Source organism: Serratia proteamaculans (genome assembly GCF_946227095.1).
Taxonomy (GTDB): Bacteria; Pseudomonadota; Gammaproteobacteria; order Enterobacterales; family Enterobacteriaceae; genus Serratia; species Serratia proteamaculans_E.
This window is the reverse complement of the sequence record NZ_CAMISV010000001.1, coordinates 350,304-367,683: the sequence shown is the minus strand read 5'-3', so window position 1 is coordinate 367,683 and position 17,380 is coordinate 350,304. Positions and strand designations below refer to the sequence as shown.

The window sequence follows — 17,380 nt, the reverse complement described above, 5'->3', positions numbered from 1 at the left end:
AGCGGTTATGCTGCTGATTCTGCTAAGGGCTTGCGATTCCCCTGGTGACCATGCGGGCTGGGCAACTGAAAAAGGTGTATGCAATCAACTGCATAGCCATTCAATCCGCGGTTGCAACGATTGCGCTCGATCAGGAAAGGTTTTGTATCCTTTCGCGATACAAGTTCAATTCTATGATTCACCCCTGTTTTGGAGGAAGTTACGGATGGTCACCCAACGTAAAAAGTGGTTATCGGGTGTTGTTGCCGGCCTGCTGATGGCCGGGTCCGTCACAGCGTCAGCCGAGGATAAAACGCTGCACGTCTATAACTGGTCCGACTATATTGCGCCGGACACCTTAGCCAAATTCCAGAAAGAAACCGGCATTAAAGTGGTGTACGACGTCTTTGACTCCAATGAAGTGTTGGAAGGCAAGTTGATGGCGGGCAGCACCGGTTATGATCTGGTAGTACCTTCATCCAACTTCCTTGAGCGACAGTCGAAGGCCGGTATTTTTGAGCCGCTCGACAAGAGCAAAATGCCAAACTACAAAAACCTTGACCCCGAGATGCTGCAACTGGTGGCTCACAACGACAAGGACAATAAGTACGGTATTCCTTACCTGATGGTAACCACCGGTATCGGCTATAACGTCGATAAAGTGAAGGCGGTGCTGGGCAAAGACGCCCCGGTCAACAGCTGGGATCTGATCCTCAAACCGGAAAACCTTGAGAAGCTGAAAAGCTGTGGTGTTTCCTTCCTGGATGCGCCAAGTGAGGTGTATGCCACCGTGCTGCACTACCTGGGCAAAGATCCCAACAGCACCAACGCAGCGGATTACACCGGTGCGGCTAATGATCTGCTGCTCAAGCTGCGGCCGAACATCCGTTACTTCCACTCTTCCCAGTACATCAACGATCTGGCGAACGGTGACATCTGCGTAGCGATCGGCTGGTCCGGCGACGTGATGCAGGCGGCCAACCGGGCCAAAGAAGCGAAGAACGGCGTGAACGTCGCCTATGCGATCCCGAAAGAAGGGGCCCTGACTTACTTTGACATGTTCGCCATGCCGGCAGATGCCAAAAACAAGGACGCTGCCTACCAGTTCCTGAACTTCCTGATGAAGCCTGACGTGATGGCAGGGATCAGCAACTATGTGTACTACGCCAACGCAGTGAAGGATTCCACTCCGCTGGTCAATGCCGCGGTGCGCGATAACCCGAACGTCTACCCACCGGCCGATCTGCGCGCCAAGCTGTTTACACTGAATGTGCAATCGCCGAAGCTGGATCGTGTGATTACCCGTGCCTGGACTAAAGTTAAAAGTGGGAAATGATAGATAGGGGCTCAGTACGCTGAGCCCGGTGTCATACCAGCAGGCGGGTGCTCCCCGCCTGCGTTGCCATTTTGGGCCATGGCAATCGCCGTGGTTTTTTGTACTGTTTGCACCGGAGAGCACCCCGATTGAACGACGCTATCCCTCGTCCTCAAGCCAAGTCGCAGAAGGTCTTCACCCCTCTGCTGGAAATCCGTAACCTCACCAAAACCTTTGATGGCCAAAACGCGGTCGAAGACGTCAGCCTGACCATCTATAAGGGCGAAATATTTGCCTTGCTGGGTCCCTCCGGCTGTGGAAAATCGACGCTATTGCGCATGCTGGCCGGCTTTGAACAGCCGACGGAAGGGCAGATTGTGCTCGATGGGCAGGATATGTCGCACGTGCCGCCTTACCAGCGGCCGATCAACATGATGTTCCAGTCCTACGCGCTGTTCCCGCACATGACGGTAGAGCAAAACATCGCCTTTGGCCTGAAGCAGGACAAAATGCCGCGCGCAGAAATCGCCGCTCGGGTGGCGGAGATGCTGTCGCTGGTGCACATGCAGGAATTTGCCAAACGTAAACCGCATCAACTGTCTGGTGGTCAACGCCAACGGGTGGCACTGGCACGCAGCCTGGCCAAACGGCCGAAGCTGCTGCTGTTGGATGAGCCGATGGGCGCCCTGGATAAAAAGCTGCGTGACCGCATGCAGTTGGAAGTGACGGATATTCTTGAGCGGGTCGGTGTGACCTGTGTGATGGTTACCCACGATCAGGAAGAAGCCATGACCATGGCGGGGCGTATCGCCATCATGAACCGTGGCAAATTTGTGCAGATCGGCGAGCCTGAAGAGATCTACGAGCATCCCAACAGCCGCTTTAGCGCCGAGTTTATCGGCTCGGTCAACGTGTTTGACTGCGTACTGCAAGAACGCCATGACGATGGATTGATCCTGCAAAGCCCCGGCCTGCGCCATGCGATCAAGGTGGATTCCGATGCCTCGGTCGTGGACGGCGTGCCGATCCAGGTCGCGCTGCGGCCGGAGAAAATCATGCTGTGCGAAGAAGTACCGCAAGATGGCTGCAACTTTGCGGTCGGGGAAGTGGTGCATATCGCTTACCTCGGCGATCTGTCGATCTACCACGTGAAGCTGCACAGCGGTCAGATGATTAGCGCCCAATTGCAGAACGGCCACCGATTCCGCAAAGGGATGCCGACCTGGGGCGATGAAGTCCGCCTGAGCTGGGAAACCGACAGCTGTGTCGTGTTGACGGTGTGAGTTGAGAAGGTGAGGAATAATCATTATGACAATGCTTGCTGAACGCACGCCGCCGGAACCTCCTGCCAAAGGACCCGGTCCGCTGAAAGCCTTTTTCCAACGCCTGCAGATGGCCCATGGCCGCAAGCTGGTGATTGCGATGCCGCTGCTGTGGTTGACGCTGCTGTTCCTGTTGCCGTTTCTGATCGTGTTCAAGATCAGCCTGGCGGAACTGGCGCTGGCCGTCCCGCCTTACACCGACCTGATGAGTTGGGCCGACGGTAAGCTGGACATTGCGCTCAACTTCGCCAACTACCTGCAATTAACTGACGATCCGCTGTATCTGGACGCCTATCTGCAATCGTTGCAGGTGGCGGCGGTGTCGACGGTGTGTTGTCTGATCATCGGCTACCCGCTGGCCTGGGCTGTGGCACACAGCAAATCCTCAACCCGCAATATCTTGCTGTTGCTGGTGATCCTGCCGTCGTGGACCTCGTTCCTGATCCGCGTCTACGCCTGGATGGGCATTCTGAAAAACAACGGTATTCTGAATAATTTCCTGTTGTGGTTGGGGGTAATCGATCAGCCGCTGGTGATCCTGCACACCAATCTGGCGGTGTATATCGGCGTGGTGTATTCCTATCTGCCGTTTATGGTGCTGCCGATTTATACCGCGCTGACACGGCTGGATTATTCGCTGGTAGAGGCTTCGCTGGATCTGGGCGCCAAACCGTTGAAAACCTTCTTCAGCGTGATTATGCCATTGACCCGTGGCGGCATTATTGCCGGTTCGATGCTGGTGTTTATCCCGGCGGTGGGTGAGTTTGTGATCCCCGAACTGCTGGGTGGGCCGGACAGCATTATGATCGGGCGGGTACTGTGGCAGGAGTTCTTTAATAACCGCGACTGGCCGGTGGCCTCGGCGGTTGCTACCGTCATGCTGCTGCTGTTGATCGTGCCGATTCTCTGGTTCCACAAGCACCAGAACAAGGAAATGGGGGGAAGGGGATGAACAACTTGCCGGTAGTGCGCTCACCGTGGCGTATCGCCATTCTGGTGATAGGCTTCACCTTCTTGTACGCACCGATGTTGATGTTGGTGATCTACTCGTTCAACAGCTCCAAACTGGTGACGGTGTGGGCCGGTTGGTCGACGCGCTGGTATACCGCGCTGTTCCATGATTCGGCGATGATCAGCGCGGTCGGGCTTAGCCTGACCATCGCTGCCGCCTCAGCGACTGCCGCGGTGGTGTTGGGGGCGATTGCGGCGATGGTGATGGTGCGCTTTGGGCGTTTCCGGGGGTCAACCGGTTTTGCCTTTATGCTGACCGCTCCGCTGGTTATGCCGGACGTGATCACCGGCCTGTCGCTGCTGCTGCTGTTTGTGGCGATGGGGCACACCTTTGGCTGGCCGTCGGAACGCGGCATGTTCACCATCTGGCTGGCGCACGTCACCTTCTGTACGGCCTATGTTTCGGTGGTGATCAGTTCGCGTCTGCGTGAGTTGGATCGCTCGATCGAAGAGGCGGCGATGGATCTGGGCGCAACGCCGTTGAAAGTGTTCTTCGTGATCACTCTGCCGATGATTGCCCCGGCGCTGATCGCCGGCTGGATGTTGGCGTTCACCCTGTCGCTGGACGATCTGGTGATTGCCAGCTTTGTCGCCGGACCGGGGGCGACCACCTTGCCGATGTTGGTGTTCTCCAGCGTGCGGATGGGGGTTAATCCGGAAATTAACGCCCTGGCGAGTTTGATCTTGCTGGTGGTCGGCGTTATCGGTCTGATTGCATGGTGGTTTATGGCGCGCTCGGAAAAACAGCGATCGCGCGAATTACAAAAGGCTGCCCGTAGCTGAGTCTGATTAAACCTGCTATTTTTGCAATTATTGGTATTGCAATTGATTACCTGACTTTATATATCTCGTTTGAATATACCCTATAGCTTTCGAGTTACAGCTAGGCGACCAGCTCGCTCATCCCCAGGCGCTTACTTAAGTAAGTAACTGGGGTGAGCTAGCGCAGGTAACAACGCTGTAACTTGAAAGATGACGGGTATAGGAGGCGTTTCGTTGCGGAACATGGACATGTCAGACATGCTAAATAGCAGGCAGGGAATGAGAACGACTTCAGATGCGCCAGTGCCGGTGATGGTGGCCGGAACGGCGATGGTGGCGATCAAGTGCATCAGCGTGCTGTTGTTGTTGGGCGAACTGGGCGTCGATGGCGCGCAGGAGTTTGTCAGCACCAGCGCGCAGGCCTGGGATTCCACCTTGATATTTTTGGCCGGCCTGGTATTGCTGTGCCTGCAAATCAGCTGCGGTTTCGCGGTGATGCGCGGTCGCAACTGGGGCCGTTGGGTCTATGTGGCCTGCCAATGTCTGGTGGTTGGTTATCTGCTGTTGGCGACTATTGGCAGCTTTCTGCCGGAGGTGTTTACCGTCGAAGGTGAAACCAGCGGCCAAATTCTGCACGTGCTGATCCTGCAAAAAATCCCGGACGTCGTCATTCTGGCGTTAATGTTTGTTCCCGCCACCAGCCGCCGTTATTTCGCCGCGCGCAATTGAGATTTTAACGGCGTAGAGTGATAAACTCTGCGCCCTTAATTATTCACCCCGAACTCAGGGTTATCTTCATGCATTGCGCTTTGTATACGGCGGGCACCTGCCGTTCCTGTCAGTGGCTGGAAAAGCCTTATCTGCAGCAACTGACGGACAAACAGCATCATCTGCAATCACTGCTGGCCGACCGTGACGTCGCACAGTGGCTGGAACCGATCGCCGGTGAGCAGAGCGCATTTCGCAATAAAGCCAAAATGGTGGTCAGCGGCAGCGTAGAGCGTCCGCTACTTGGCATGCTGCATCGCGACGGTACGCCGGTGGATCTGAGTGCCTGCCCGCTGTATCCCGCCAGTTTTTCGCCGATGTTCGATGTGTTGAAAAGCTTTATCGCTCGCGCCGGTCTGACGCCATACAACGTGGCGCGTAAACGCGGTGAACTGAAGTACCTGCTGCTGACTGAAAGTACCCACAGCGGTGGCGTGATGCTGCGTTTTGTACTGCGTTCAGATAGCAAACTTGCGCAGTTACGCGCTGCGCTACCGTGGCTGCAACAGCAGTTGCCGCAGCTCAGGGTGATCTCCGCTAATATTCAGCCGGTGCATATGGCGATTATGGAAGGGGAACGGGAGATCCCGCTGACCGGGCAGCAGGCCTTGGAGGAGCGGTTTAATCAGGTGCCGTTGTATATCCGCCCGCAAAGTTTCTTCCAGACCAATCCGCAGGTGGCTGCCGAACTTTATGCCACCGCTCGCGATTGGGTACGGGCGTTGGCTATCGATAGCATGTGGGATCTGTTCTGTGGTGTGGGTGGGTTTGGCCTGCATTGCGCCCAGCCGGAAACACGGCTGACCGGCATTGAGATCAGTGCCGAGGCGATTGCCTGTGCGCGCCAGTCGGCAGAAACCTTGGGTCTGCAACACGTCGATTTTAAGGCGCTGGATTCTACTCAGTTCGCTACCGCTGAAGGCAGCGTGCCGCAACTGGTGCTGGTCAATCCGCCGCGTCGCGGCATTGGCAAGGCGCTGTGTGACTATCTGAACCAGATGGCGCCAGGCTATATTCTGTATTCGAGTTGCAACGCCGAGAGCATGGCGAAAGACATTGAGATGTTGCCGGATTACCGCATCGAGCGCGTGCAGCTGTTTGATATGTTCCCGCACACCGCCCATTACGAAGTGCTGACGCTGCTGGTTCGTAATTAAAGGTTATAAGTCATCCAGATTGACCTTAATGCGTTTAGGCACAGGTATCTCGGGTTTAAAGAAAACTTTGCCATCACACTCAGGGCGTGGCATCCCACGCCCCGAATAGCGCTTACTGCGGGAACCACTTGTCGTTAATGGCTTTGTAGGTGCCGTCGGCCTTGATGGCGTCCAGCGCGCTATTGAGCTTGGTCAGCAGCGCCTGATTGTCTGGTCGTACCGCAATGCCCAGTCCGGTACCAAAGTATTGTGCATCGGTAACGTGTTCGCCGACCGGGGCCAACTGAGGGTTGTTCTTCAGCCACTCATTCACCACCGCAGTGTCACCGAAGACCCCGTCAATGCGGCCATTTTTCAGTTCGAGAATGGCGTTCTGATAGCTGTCGTAAGAGACGGTGTTAATCTCCGGATGCTTGTCCTGCATGTATTTTTGGTGAGTGGTGCCGTTCTCCATGCCGACCTTTTTCCCTTTCAGATCCGCCAGCGAGCTGAACTTACCTTTCTCGGCAATCACAATCGCCGAGTTGGCGTAATAGGGTTGGGTGAAGGAAACTTGCTTGCTGCGCTCGGGCGTGATGTCCATTCCGGAAATCACGGCATCGTATTTCTTGAATTTCAGCGCGGCGATCAGGCTGTCGAAGGCCTGGTTGGTGAAGGTACATTCGGCCTTCATTTGTTTGCACAACGCGTTGGCCAGATCGATATCGAAGCCCACGATCTTGTTATTGGCATCCAGCGACTCGAACGGCGGATAGGTGGCGGAAGAGGCGAAGCGAATGGTCTCGGCTGCGCTGGCGTTGAAGGCGATGCCCGCTAATACCGTGGCGGCCAGTAATAGTTTTTTCATGCTTAAAACTCCTGTCTGCAAGTCTGCGTGTTTTTATCTCGTCACCGCTTGATTTTACTGACAATAACCCAGATGTTTTGGCGGCTGTTGCTCGGTGTTAACCCTGCCAGTTAATGAATTAATATGCAATATAAATGATTAAAAATTTGCATTGGGCATTAAAAAGCCCCGCGCGAGGGCAGGGCTTTGAGAGCGTGGGTCAACTCACTCAGTTGCGGCGTTCGAAAGCCAGCGCCCGGCGTTCCACCACACGCATCAGCAGCGTCAGCAGACCGTTGACGCACAGATACACCAGCCCGGCGGCACCAAACACCATCACGTCGTAGGTACGGCCATACATCAGTTGGCTGTAGCCCATCACTTCCATCAGGGTGATGGTGTAGGCCAGCGAGGTGCTTTTGAACACCAGCACCACTTCGTTGGAGTAAGACGACAGCGCACGCTTAAAGGCGAACGGCAGCAGGATACGCAACGACTGCGCGCGTGACATGCCGAGTGCTTCGCAAGACTGCCACTGACCGGCCGGGATCGCCCGCACGGCACCGTAGAACAGTTGGGTGGTGTAAGCCGCACTGTTCAGCGCCAATGCGATCATCGCACACAGCCACGGCTGCGACAGCAAATCCCACAGCCAGGGATATTCGCGGATCGCCGGGAACTGGCCGGGGCCGTAGTAGATCAGGAAGATCTGCACCAGCAGCGGTGTACCGGTGAACAGGGTGATGTAGATTTTCACCAACGGCGTCAGGATCGGCGTTTTCAGCGTCAGGATCACCGTCAGCACCAGTGACAGCACCAGTGCCACGATCAGGGCGGTAATGGTCAGCGTCAGGCTGGTGTGCAGCCCTTTGAGAATTTCAGGCAAGAACTCAAACATCAGGATGGCCCCCGCTCAAAACGCGTGGTGCGCAGTTCGATGCGTTTAATGATGTACTGGCTGAACAGGGTGACCACCAGGTAAATCGCCGCCGCAATCACGTACCAGGTAAATGGCTCCTGGGTGCGGGTAGCGATGCTTTTGGTTTGCAGCATCAGATCGTTAACGCTGATCAGTGACACCAGCGCGGTATCCTTCAGCAACACCAGCCACTGGTTACCCAGGCCGGGCAGGGCATGACGCCACATTTGCGGCATGATCAGGCGAAAGAAAATCGCCGTGGTGCTCATCCCCAACGCCTGACCGGATTCCCACTGTCCCTGCGGTACGGCCTTCAGCGCGCCGCGCAGTGTTTGCGAGGCATAGGCAGAATAGAGCAGGGCGAGGGCAATCACGCCGCACAGGAACGGGCTGACTTCGAAGTTATCAATCGCCAGTTGGACCGGCAGTTGGAACAGGCCAAGGTTCAGGGTGAAGCCATCGGACAGCATCAGCAACAGCTGCGACGAGCCGAAATAGATGAACAGTACCACCAGAATTTCCGGCAGGCCGCGCAGCAGGGTGACCCAGGCGGTGCCGAGACAGCTAACCACTTTCCAGCGTGATGACTCCCAGACGGCAAACAGCATCGCCAGGATCAGCCCCAGGATAAGGGCGCAAACGGCAAGGCCGACGGTCATCCCGGCGGCGCTTGCTAAAGGTTGAATTTCATTCATCGGAGTTGATTACTGCTGGAACCATTTTTTGTAGATGGTTTGGTAAGTCCCATCCTGTTTGATCTTGTCCAGAGCGGCGTTGAACTTGCCCTGCAGATCGGTATTTTTCTGGCGAACGGCAATGCCCAACCCGGTACCGAAGTAGTCTTTATCGGTCACCTTATCGCCCACGGCGGCCAGTGCCGCATTTTGTTTCAGCCATTCGTTGACCACCGCAGTGTCACCAAATACCGCATCAACGCGGCCATTTTTCAGATCCAGAATGGCGTTCTGATAGCTGTCATAAGGCACGGTGGTGATTTCCGGGTGCTTGTCGGTCAGGTATTTCTGATGGGTGGTGCCGTTCTGCACGCCCACTTTCTTGCCTTTCAGCGCAGCGACGTCAGCCACTTTGCCTTTCTGGGCGACAAACAGGGCGGAGTTGTCGTAATACGGCTTGGTAAACAGCACCTGTTTTTCACGCTCAGGCGTGATGTCCATACCGGCCATCACCGCGTCGAAACGCTTGAACTTCAGGCTTGGGATCAGGCTGTCGAAAGCCTGATTGGTGAAGGTACACTCAGCCTGGATCTCTTTACACAGCGCGTTGGCCAGATCGACATCAAAGCCCTGGATCTTGTTGCTGGCGTCAATAAATTCAAATGGAGGATAAGAAGCTTCGGTAGCGAAACGGATAGTTTCGGCTGCGGAGGCGGAAACGCTGATGCCAGCCAGAACGGCGGCGATTATTAGTTTTTTCATCGCAAACTCCCCAAATTACAGCAAGTAGAATTGTTAGTGTGATAAGTAATTGGCAAACTCGGTGGTCTGTGGATGCTTGAAGTGACTGGCATCGCCCTGTTCCACAACGTGGCCGTTTTCCATGTACACCACGCGGCTGGCGGTTTTGCGCGCCACTTCCACTTCGTGGGTCACGATCACCTGGGTGATGCCGGTGCCGGCCAACTCGCGAATGATGCTGACGATTTGGGCGGTGATTTCAGGATCCAGCGCGGCGGTCGGTTCATCAAACAGCAACACCTGCGGTTCCATCATCAGCGCGCGGGCAATGGCCACGCGTTGTTGCTGGCCACCGGAAAGGTGCAGTGGGAAACGATCGGCAAAGTCGGTCAGGCGCAGGCGCTTCAACAGCTTGTCGGCACGCTCCATCGCCTGAGCCTTGGTCAGGCCCAGTACGCGACACGGTGCTTCGATCAGGTTTTGCACCACGGTGAGGTGAGGCCAGAGGTTGTATTGCTGGAAGACCATGCCGACATTCTGACGCAGCTCGCGAATGGCTTTTTCGCCCGGAGCCTGTTTGAAGTCGAATTGATTACCGGCAATCCGCAATTGGCCTGAACGTGGCATTTCCAGCAGATTTAACACCCGTAGCAATGAGCTTTTCCCCGCGCCGCTAGGACCCAGCAGCACTAAGGTTTCCCCTGCTGGGCAATCCAGCGTGATGTCAAACAGCGCCTGATGTGCGCCGTAATAGCAGTTGATACCGTTAAGTTGAATGCTCATGCGCCAAAATTGAATAGATATTGATGCCGCGAATGTTAACTTCCACAGAATACTTATGCAATCTTTGTGCGTTAAAATTTATTACTGCGCGGCAGAATAGTAAAAGAATAGCACAAGATACCGCGACTCAGGTTCGAAGGGGGGATTTGTCGTGCATGCTGTGAGGTAGGTAGCGAAATTTCTTAAAGTGAACAAATGTTGAGCGCGATCAGGGCATTTTTCTAACCACCGGCACCATGGGGCACCGGTGGTTGAGTTGGCTTACTGGTTTTCCAACACCTGGCGCAGCGTACCGCTGGCGGCATGCGGCGGCACGTTCAGATAGCGGATGTCGTCGACCACCCAACAGGTGCCCTCACGTACCATCAGCACTTCATCCTGCCAGTTGACCGCGCTGCCGCCGTCTTTCTGGTAGCTGAGCTGAACGCGCAGCGGAATATTTTTGGCATCGGTATTAGGAATGGTCGAGGCGCTGGCGACGCTTGCACTGGTTGGCCCCTGAGCATTGCCGGTGAACAGATCGCCGGTAACCTGATGCTTGCCCGGGTTCTGATTGGCCGTCACCAGATCCTGGTACAACACTTTACTCAGGTAAGGCTGCAGTTGCGCCAGGCGGTTGCTGTCCGGCAGGGTGGTGCCGGCACCTTGTTGCAGCCGTAGATCGTAAAATTTCTGTGCGACCGTATCCGGGCCGCCTTCCACACAACCGCCGGTACGGGTGCCGATATCCTTGAATGCCGGTTCAACGGTGGTGCAGGCACTCAGTAACAGCGCTAAGGGAAAAACAGCCGCAATCGTTCTTGTTTTCATCTCATTACCTTATGTGAAAGTCTCTACCATGAAGACCACTAGCCTACAGTATAAATGCGATTTCGGGCCTTGCATTCGTACTGCGTGCCATTTCATAACAGAACATAATGGTAAATCAATGGTCAGATAAATGAGATGAATCAATCAAGCAAGGAGTTTTGATGCAGCTTTCAACCACCCCGACCCTGGAAGGGTTTACCATTACCGAGTACTGCGGCGTTGTTACCGGCGAGGCCATTTTGGGCGCCAATATTTTCCGTGATTTCTTCGCCGGCGTGCGTGATATCGTGGGCGGCCGTTCCGGCGCTTATGAGAAAGAGCTGCGTAAAGCGCGCCTGATCGCCTTCCAGGAGCTGGAAGAGCAGGCACAAGAATTGGGTGCCAATGCGGTGGTCGGTATTGATATTGATTACGAAACCGTGGGTAAAGACAGCAGCATGCTGATGGTGACCGTCAGCGGCACCGCGGTGAAAGTCAGCCGTTAATCCTCTCTCTCACGCCCCGGCTATTGCCGGGGCGTCATATATTTAATCGGCCCTACGGGATTCAATTTTTAATGGCCGGTGTTCCTGCGGCCTGGCTGCGGGTGCCGGGCGATGCTCTGTGCGCACCTGCTGCTGATGGAATGGGTTCCGCGGGGTATCCGACCGTTGCTGTATCGGCTGCGGGCGGGAAACCGGGGCTACGGGCGCGCTGCGAACCACCGGTTTAGTGGCTGCGGGTCGAGCGACTTGCTGTGCGGCATGAGGCGCGGTTGTGTGCTGTTGAGTTGGCCGATTCTGTGTTTGCTGAACCGGCGCCGCTGATTTTCGCGTTTGCTGCGGTACCGCTGCGGGTGCCGTAGAGTTGAATTTCGGCAGGGTCATCTGTGGCTGAGTATGGGCCGAGGGGGTCACTGCACGGGGCGTGGCTGCCGTTCCCGTATGGGTAAAGTTCGGTGCAGCTATTGGTTGGCGCGTATTAACCGCGGCTGCCTGTTGGGCAAAGTGAGGTTGCTGCATCGTGTTAACGTTCGGAGCCGGACGGGCCGTCGGTGCGGCAATACGTGGCGCCTGAACCACCGGCGTGTTGCGGTAATTATTCACTGTGTTGCTGCGGTTCACATTATTATATTGATTGATATTGGTGACGCGGTTAATCACCGTGGTGGAATGCGAGACATAGGGCGCATTGTTGTAGACCACCGGTTGACGCCGATTATTCCAGTGCACGTCCCAGCTATGCCAGTCGTCATGATGATTCTCATTAATTAATGCACCGACCACGATACCGACACCAAAGCTGATCACCCCTGCCGCCACCATATCGCCGCTGCTATAGCCGGGAGCACTTTGATATTGGTAGCTCGGGTAGGCCGGTACCGGTGCGCCATAGGCCACCCAGGGGTCGTAACGCGGTACATAGACCACATTCGGTTGGCTGGGCTCAATTACAATGGTTTGTGCCGGGGCGGCCACTACGGTTTGCGTGTAGGGCTGCTGTTCAACATATTGTGTGGCCGGGGTGACAATCACTTTTTGCTGCGGTGAGGTTTTCAGCGTGCCTTGGGTGGCGGCGCGTTGACGCATCACCTGAATAGCGTTCATCACGTCGCTGGGATCGTTGAGATAAGCATCGCCCAGCGCGCTGGTCCAGGGGATATTTTTCGCCATCTGGTCCAGCACATCAGGAAATTGCACTAATCCACGTACGCTCGGGTCCCAGGGCTGAGCATCGGCGGCCGTGGCGAGCGCCGCCGGTTGCAGGCCACGGTTTTGTGCCAGCCAGCTATCCGCCGTGCTGATTTGGTCGGGATACCCGGCCCCCGCTAACACCTGCGCTAACAATTTGTCAGGAAAAAGCGCCACCGGGCTAACCAACTGGTACAGTTGATCGGCGCTCAACGGCGTATAGGCCGTCGCTACTGCGGGAGATGTAGCTGCCGCCGGAGATGTGGCGGCGGTAGCTGGGGGGGCCCCCATCGCGTTGGCCACGGTCTTTTGGTCACAGCCGCTGAGCGGCAGCATGGCGACGCAGATCAGCCATGCGAGACGGTTTGGCTTGAACATGGGTGACTCACTTTTATCAGCGCAGGTAATATGATTAGCCTAACAGCTGAAGTGCAATCTGCCAGTCCAGCGCAACACTCGCTTGCACATCAGGCTGATCTGTCATCATTAATTGAATAACTTGATTATTAGATACAGGTTAATCAATCCGGGTTACAAATTGGGCAACCTAAATCGCAGGAGGGAATCGTGAAAATTTGGCCAGGGATATTTGCCGCCGCGCTGCTCGCAGGCTGTCAAAGCGTGCCGCAGGACACCATTGTCGATCATGGCGGCTATCAACTTGAAACCCTGCATCAGGCGCAGGGTGCAGACCAACGCATTCGTTTTTTGGTGATGCATTACACCGCCGAAGATTTCCACTCCTCATTGAAAACCCTGACGGATGAACACGTCAGCGCGCATTATCTGTTACCGGCGCACCCGCCACTGGCGCAGGGCAAACCGGTGGCTTTCCAACTGGTGCCGGAAGCGTTGCGCGCATGGCATGCCGGGGCCAGCAGTTGGCGCGGCAGAACCAACCTGAATGACACCTCTATTGGCATCGAAATCGTCAATCGTGGGTTCAACCGTACCCTGTTGTTTACCCACTGGCAGCCGTATACGCCACAGCAAATTGCCCTGTTGATCCCGCTGAGCCGCGATATTATCCAACGCTATGGTATTCAGCCGACGGACGTGGTGGGGCACAGCGATATTGCGCCGCAGCGCAAGCAGGATCCCGGCCCGTTATTCCCCTGGCAGCAACTGGCGCAGGCGGGGATTGGCGCCTGGCCGGATGAGGCGCAGGTGCAGAAACTCTTGGCCGGGCGGGATAAGCATGCCGAAGTGCCGCTGGCGCCGTTGATGGCAAAGCTGGCGAGTTACGGTTACGGGATTGATGCGCAGTGGGATGTCCGGCAGCAGAAAAACGTGCTGGCGGCGTTTCAGATGCATTTCCGGCCCAGCGATTATCGCGGTGAGCCGGATGCCGAGAGTGAGGCCATTGTCGACGCGCTGCTGCTGAAGTACGGTGCAGCCCGTTAATTACAGGCCGTGCAGTTTACCGTGATCTTTCAGCCAGCGGGCGGTGCGGGAAATGCCTTCGTCCAGCGAAATAATCGGTCGGTAGTCCAGCTCTTGCTGGGCGCGGGTGGTGTCCAGCGTCAGATCAAAATTGAGCTTGGCGACGCCATAATGGGTCAGCACCGGCTCTTTTTCACTTTTGCTGCCGAGCTTTTCCATGCCGCGCGCCATCATGTCGAGCATCGGGTAGGGGACCGAACGGATCCGACACTTCATGCCGAGTTCGTCGATCAACTGCTGCACCACGCTATGTAACTGACGCGGTTGCTGGTTGGTGATGTTATAGGCGCGGCCTGATGGGGTATTCTCTTTCTGGGTTGCCAGCCACATGGCGTGCACGGCGTTTTCCAGATAGGTCATGTCCACCAGCGCAGCACCGCCGCGTGGCAGCAGCAGGTTGCCGTAGCGTTTGATCATCTGCAGCAAACGCGGCAGCATCACCTTGTCGTGCGGTCCGAATAACCCCTGAGGACGCAGAATGGTGAAGTGAGTCTGCGGGTTGGACAGCGCCAACTGCTGGATCACGTGTTCACCGGCGGCCTTGCTGCGTGCAAACTCATTGGCATAGCGTGCAGGGCGGAAGTCTTCGGTAACGTTGCGATGGTGATGATAGTCGAAGTAAACCGCCGGCGAAGAGATATGGATAAACTGCGCAACACCGTAGGCCGCTGCCCATTCGCCCAGGCGACGGGTCGCGCGTACGTTGGCCAGTTCAAACGCCTCTTCGGTGCCCCAGGGGGAGGTGAAACTGGAGCAATGCCACAGCACGTCCACATCGGCCAGCATGGCTTTGGCCTGCGATGAGATCAGGTTGGTGAGATCGGCATGAATGAATTCTGCACCCATTTTTTCCAGCAGACTGCCCATAGCCTGGTTGCGACCGGTCGCGCGCACTTTTATGCCCTGACGGCGCAGATATTCAACGGCGTTACGGCCTAACCCACTGGTTGCACCGGTGACCAATACCTTCATAACGAACTCTATTCTCACCAAAAATCAGAATGCTGACGGCCTTCAGCGGCGTGCCAGCAAATAAGATGCCATTCTTTCGTTATTTCGTGCTCTATGCAATCAGAAAGGCCCTAACCGCAGCAGCAAAGTGTGCGGTTGATCGACAATTGAACACTATACCCGTCATCTTTCAAGCCGCAGCGTTGTTACCTGCACTCGCTCACCCCAGTTACTTACTCAAGTAAGCGCCTGGGGATGAGCGAGCTGGGCGCCTAGCTGCAACTTGAAAGCTATAGGGTATGGTATGGCTAAGGGTGATTGCGCGGATGCTCTTCGGCCAGTTTGGCAATGCGGCGTGCCATACCGCGAAAAATAAACAGATGAGCGGGCATCATGGCGAACCAATACAGCAGCCCACTGAAACCGGCGGGGTGCCACCAGGCACGAACGTCGAGGGTACGGTGGTCGCCGTGATCCTTGATGGTAAAGCTCAGGCGGCCCAGTCCTGGGGCTTTCATACCGAACAGTAACGCCAACTGGCGCTGCGGTTTGAGCGTGATGACCTTCCAGCCGTCGACCACGTCGCCAATTTCCAGCGTGTCGCGCGGTGGACGGCCATAAACCACGCGATTGCCGATCATATCGTCCATACGGGCGCGGATTTGCCACAGAATATTGGCGTAAAAATACCCCTCTTTACCGCCCAGTTGCTGCACGGTATGCCACAGCGCCTGGCTGGATGCCTGGGTTTCTATCGAACAACCGGCCTGTTTGGGATAAAAACCGTAGCCCGGTCGCCAGCGTGCTCGTGCCTCTGGATCGTAGCCCCAGTCGGCGGAATCGACGACTTCCGCTTCGCGTTGCAGGGTGGCCGTCACCGCCTGGTCGAAGGTTTGCAGTTCCTGCGGTATCAACGCCTGCAGCGGTTTACCGTCGGCGGGCAGATCATGGTTCAATCCCTGGATCAGTGCGCTGGCGATGGAGGTGGGCACCGAGGTGATCATGCTTATAAACCATACCGAGATAAAACGGGTGGGTAGCGGGATCGGGATCAGCCAGCGTTTCTTGCCGCTGATGGCGATAAAGCGTTCAAACATGGTTTGGTAGCTGATGTATTCGGGGCCGGCGACGTCAAAAATTCGGTTTTCTTCTGCCGGATGCGCCAGCAGATCGGCCAGATACACCAGCAGGTTTTCCAGTGCCACCGGGGAAGATTTGGAACGTACCCAGCGCGGCGGCGTTAGCACCGGCAGGTTGTAGACCATGTCGCGCATGATTTCGAACGCGGCCGAGCCGGGGCCGACAATGATACTGGCGCGCAGTTCGGTGACCGGGACGCCACTCTGGCGAAGGATCTCACCGGTCAGCTTACGCGCTACCAGGTGCGGCGAGCTATCGCCCTCGGGTTGCAGTGCGCCGAGAAAAATCACCTGTTTGACGCTGGAACTGCGCAGCGCCTCGCGCAGGTTTTCAGCGGCCTGGCGTTCTTTTTCAATAAAATCATCGCCGTCACCCATGCCGTGGATCAGATAATAAACGGCGTCGATCTCCCACAGGGCGGCGGCCAGGGTTTCCGGCCGATAAACGTCGACATATTGGCAGTTAACCTGCGGCCAGTGCTGCTCCTGCAGCCATTCGATACGACGCGCGGCGGCGGTAATGCTATGTCCCTGTTCGATCAGGTGGGGGATCAGGTTTTGGCCGATATAGCCGCTGGCCCCTAGAACCAGTACGCGTTGAGCTGTCATTAGCGCCGCCTTTGCGGTGAAAGTCTGTTTAGCATAGACACAGGATGCCAAACTCGTGGTTTAAATGCACTTTTTGTGTGGTTATGCGAGCATTGCATCCGCTGACGGGCGGCGTCACACTACGCACCGTTTGTCTGTACTAAGCCGGAAGCTATGAAACTCAATGCCGTTTGTTATGCCCTGTTGGGACTGGCGCTGATCGCCAGTTTGTTTTTCCTGCATCCGATCTGGATGTGGTGGTTGTTGGCTAACCTGCTGACGCTGTTGGTGTACGGTGCGGATAAGTTTGCGGCGCGCAAAGACTGGCGACGAGTACCGGAAAGCACGCTGCTGGTGTTCGGGCTGGTGGGCGGCTGGGCCGGGGCGATAGTCGCACAGCAGTTGTTTCGCCATAAAACCCAGAAACAGCCGTTCAAAAGTTGGTTTATCGTCAGCGTAGTGCTGAATGTGCTAGCGACGCTGGCGATTTGGTACTGGGTTTATGGCCGCTGGATACTCTGA

At 56.0% G+C, this 17,380-nt stretch carries 18 protein-coding genes; 9 read left to right on the top strand and 9 right to left on the bottom strand.

Going from position 1 to position 17,380, the window contains the following annotated elements; all coding sequences use genetic code 11:
- Positions 1-205: 205 nt before the first annotated feature.
- From potF to rlmC, 6 genes are all read left to right on the top strand, one after another.
- Positions 206-1,315 (top strand): spermidine/putrescine ABC transporter substrate-binding protein PotF, encoded by a 1,110-nt coding sequence (gene potF / locus OC597_RS01880; RefSeq protein ID WP_261424499.1) that lies wholly within the window; start codon positions 206-208, stop codon positions 1,313-1,315.
- Between the two features lie 128 nt (positions 1,316-1,443).
- Positions 1,444-2,577, top strand: coding sequence for a putrescine ABC transporter ATP-binding subunit PotG (gene potG / locus OC597_RS01875; protein ID WP_261284102.1), 1,134 nt, complete (start codon positions 1,444-1,446; stop codon positions 2,575-2,577).
- A 25-nt stretch (positions 2,578-2,602) separates the two neighbouring features.
- Positions 2,603-3,568, top strand: a complete 966-nt coding sequence (potH, locus tag OC597_RS01870; protein WP_390899990.1) for a putrescine ABC transporter permease PotH — start codon at positions 2,603-2,605, stop codon at positions 3,566-3,568.
- Complete coding sequence (gene potI / locus OC597_RS01865) at positions 3,565-4,410, top strand: putrescine ABC transporter permease PotI (RefSeq protein WP_099065100.1); 846 nt, start codon at positions 3,565-3,567, stop codon at positions 4,408-4,410. The genes potH and potI overlap by 4 nt, the downstream gene beginning before the upstream one ends.
- 228 nt (positions 4,411-4,638) lie before the next feature.
- Positions 4,639-5,118, top strand: coding sequence for a YbjO family protein (locus OC597_RS01860; RefSeq protein WP_261253003.1), 480 nt, complete (start codon positions 4,639-4,641; stop codon positions 5,116-5,118).
- Positions 5,119-5,186: 68 nt separating this feature from the next.
- On the top strand, positions 5,187-6,314 hold the full coding sequence (gene rlmC, locus OC597_RS01855) for a 23S rRNA (uracil(747)-C(5))-methyltransferase RlmC (protein ID WP_262207167.1): 1,128 nt from the start codon (positions 5,187-5,189) through the stop codon (positions 6,312-6,314).
- A 112-nt stretch (positions 6,315-6,426) separates the two neighbouring features.
- Here the strand turns inward: rlmC and artJ (OC597_RS01850) are convergent, their stop codons facing one another.
- From artJ (OC597_RS01850) to OC597_RS01825, 6 genes are all read right to left on the bottom strand, one after another.
- Positions 6,427-7,161: an arginine ABC transporter substrate-binding protein gene (gene artJ, locus OC597_RS01850; protein WP_085116030.1), complete on the bottom strand. Its 735-nt coding sequence runs from the start codon at positions 7,159-7,161 to the stop codon at positions 6,427-6,429.
- Positions 7,162-7,369: 208 nt separating this feature from the next.
- Positions 7,370-8,038, bottom strand: a complete 669-nt coding sequence (gene artM / locus OC597_RS01845; protein WP_261253029.1) for an arginine ABC transporter permease ArtM — start codon at positions 8,036-8,038, stop codon at positions 7,370-7,372.
- The gene (artQ, locus tag OC597_RS01840) at positions 8,038-8,754 is read right to left on the bottom strand and encodes an arginine ABC transporter permease ArtQ (RefSeq protein WP_262207165.1); all 717 of its coding nucleotides are present in this window, start codon (positions 8,752-8,754) and stop codon (positions 8,038-8,040) included. Before artQ ends, artM begins: the two co-directional genes overlap by 1 nt.
- A gap of 9 nt (positions 8,755-8,763) precedes the next feature.
- The gene (gene artJ, locus OC597_RS01835) at positions 8,764-9,495 is read right to left on the bottom strand and encodes an arginine ABC transporter substrate-binding protein (protein ID WP_207980104.1); all 732 of its coding nucleotides are present in this window, start codon (positions 9,493-9,495) and stop codon (positions 8,764-8,766) included.
- A gap of 33 nt (positions 9,496-9,528) precedes the next feature.
- Positions 9,529-10,257, bottom strand: a complete 729-nt coding sequence (gene artP, locus OC597_RS01830; protein ID WP_261253061.1) for an arginine ABC transporter ATP-binding protein ArtP — start codon at positions 10,255-10,257, stop codon at positions 9,529-9,531.
- 261 nt (positions 10,258-10,518) lie between these two features.
- A complete protein-coding gene (locus tag OC597_RS01825; RefSeq protein WP_261253063.1) occupies positions 10,519-11,067 on the bottom strand; it encodes a lipoprotein in 549 nt (182 codons plus the stop codon).
- Positions 11,068-11,228: 161 nt separating this feature from the next.
- Between OC597_RS01825 and OC597_RS01820 the strand changes: the two genes are divergently transcribed.
- Positions 11,229-11,552: a heavy metal-binding domain-containing protein gene (locus tag OC597_RS01820; RefSeq protein ID WP_099061814.1), complete on the top strand. Its 324-nt coding sequence runs from the start codon at positions 11,229-11,231 to the stop codon at positions 11,550-11,552.
- A 42-nt stretch (positions 11,553-11,594) separates the two neighbouring features.
- Here OC597_RS01820 and OC597_RS01815 read toward each other — a convergent pair whose 3' ends face one another.
- Entirely contained in the window at positions 11,595-13,115 is a 1,521-nt protein-coding gene (locus tag OC597_RS01815) for a DUF3300 domain-containing protein (protein WP_262207158.1), read from the bottom strand.
- A 189-nt stretch (positions 13,116-13,304) separates the two neighbouring features.
- On the opposite strand from OC597_RS01815, the gene OC597_RS01810 reads away from it, so the two are divergent.
- A complete protein-coding gene (locus tag OC597_RS01810; protein ID WP_262207157.1) occupies positions 13,305-14,141 on the top strand; it encodes an N-acetylmuramoyl-L-alanine amidase in 837 nt (278 codons plus the stop codon).
- Here the strand turns inward: OC597_RS01810 and OC597_RS01805 are convergent, their stop codons facing one another.
- Together OC597_RS01805 and OC597_RS01800 are read right to left on the bottom strand one after the other, a co-directional pair.
- Positions 14,142-15,152: a 3-beta-hydroxysteroid dehydrogenase gene (locus OC597_RS01805; protein ID WP_085116039.1), complete on the bottom strand. Its 1,011-nt coding sequence runs from the start codon at positions 15,150-15,152 to the stop codon at positions 14,142-14,144.
- Between the two features lie 287 nt (positions 15,153-15,439).
- Positions 15,440-16,879, bottom strand: coding sequence for a DUF2867 domain-containing protein (locus OC597_RS01800; protein WP_261253089.1), 1,440 nt, complete (start codon positions 16,877-16,879; stop codon positions 15,440-15,442).
- Between the two features lie 153 nt (positions 16,880-17,032).
- Between OC597_RS01800 and OC597_RS01795 the strand changes: the two genes are divergently transcribed.
- Entirely contained in the window at positions 17,033-17,380 is a 348-nt protein-coding gene (locus OC597_RS01795; RefSeq protein ID WP_262207154.1) for a DUF1294 domain-containing protein, read from the top strand.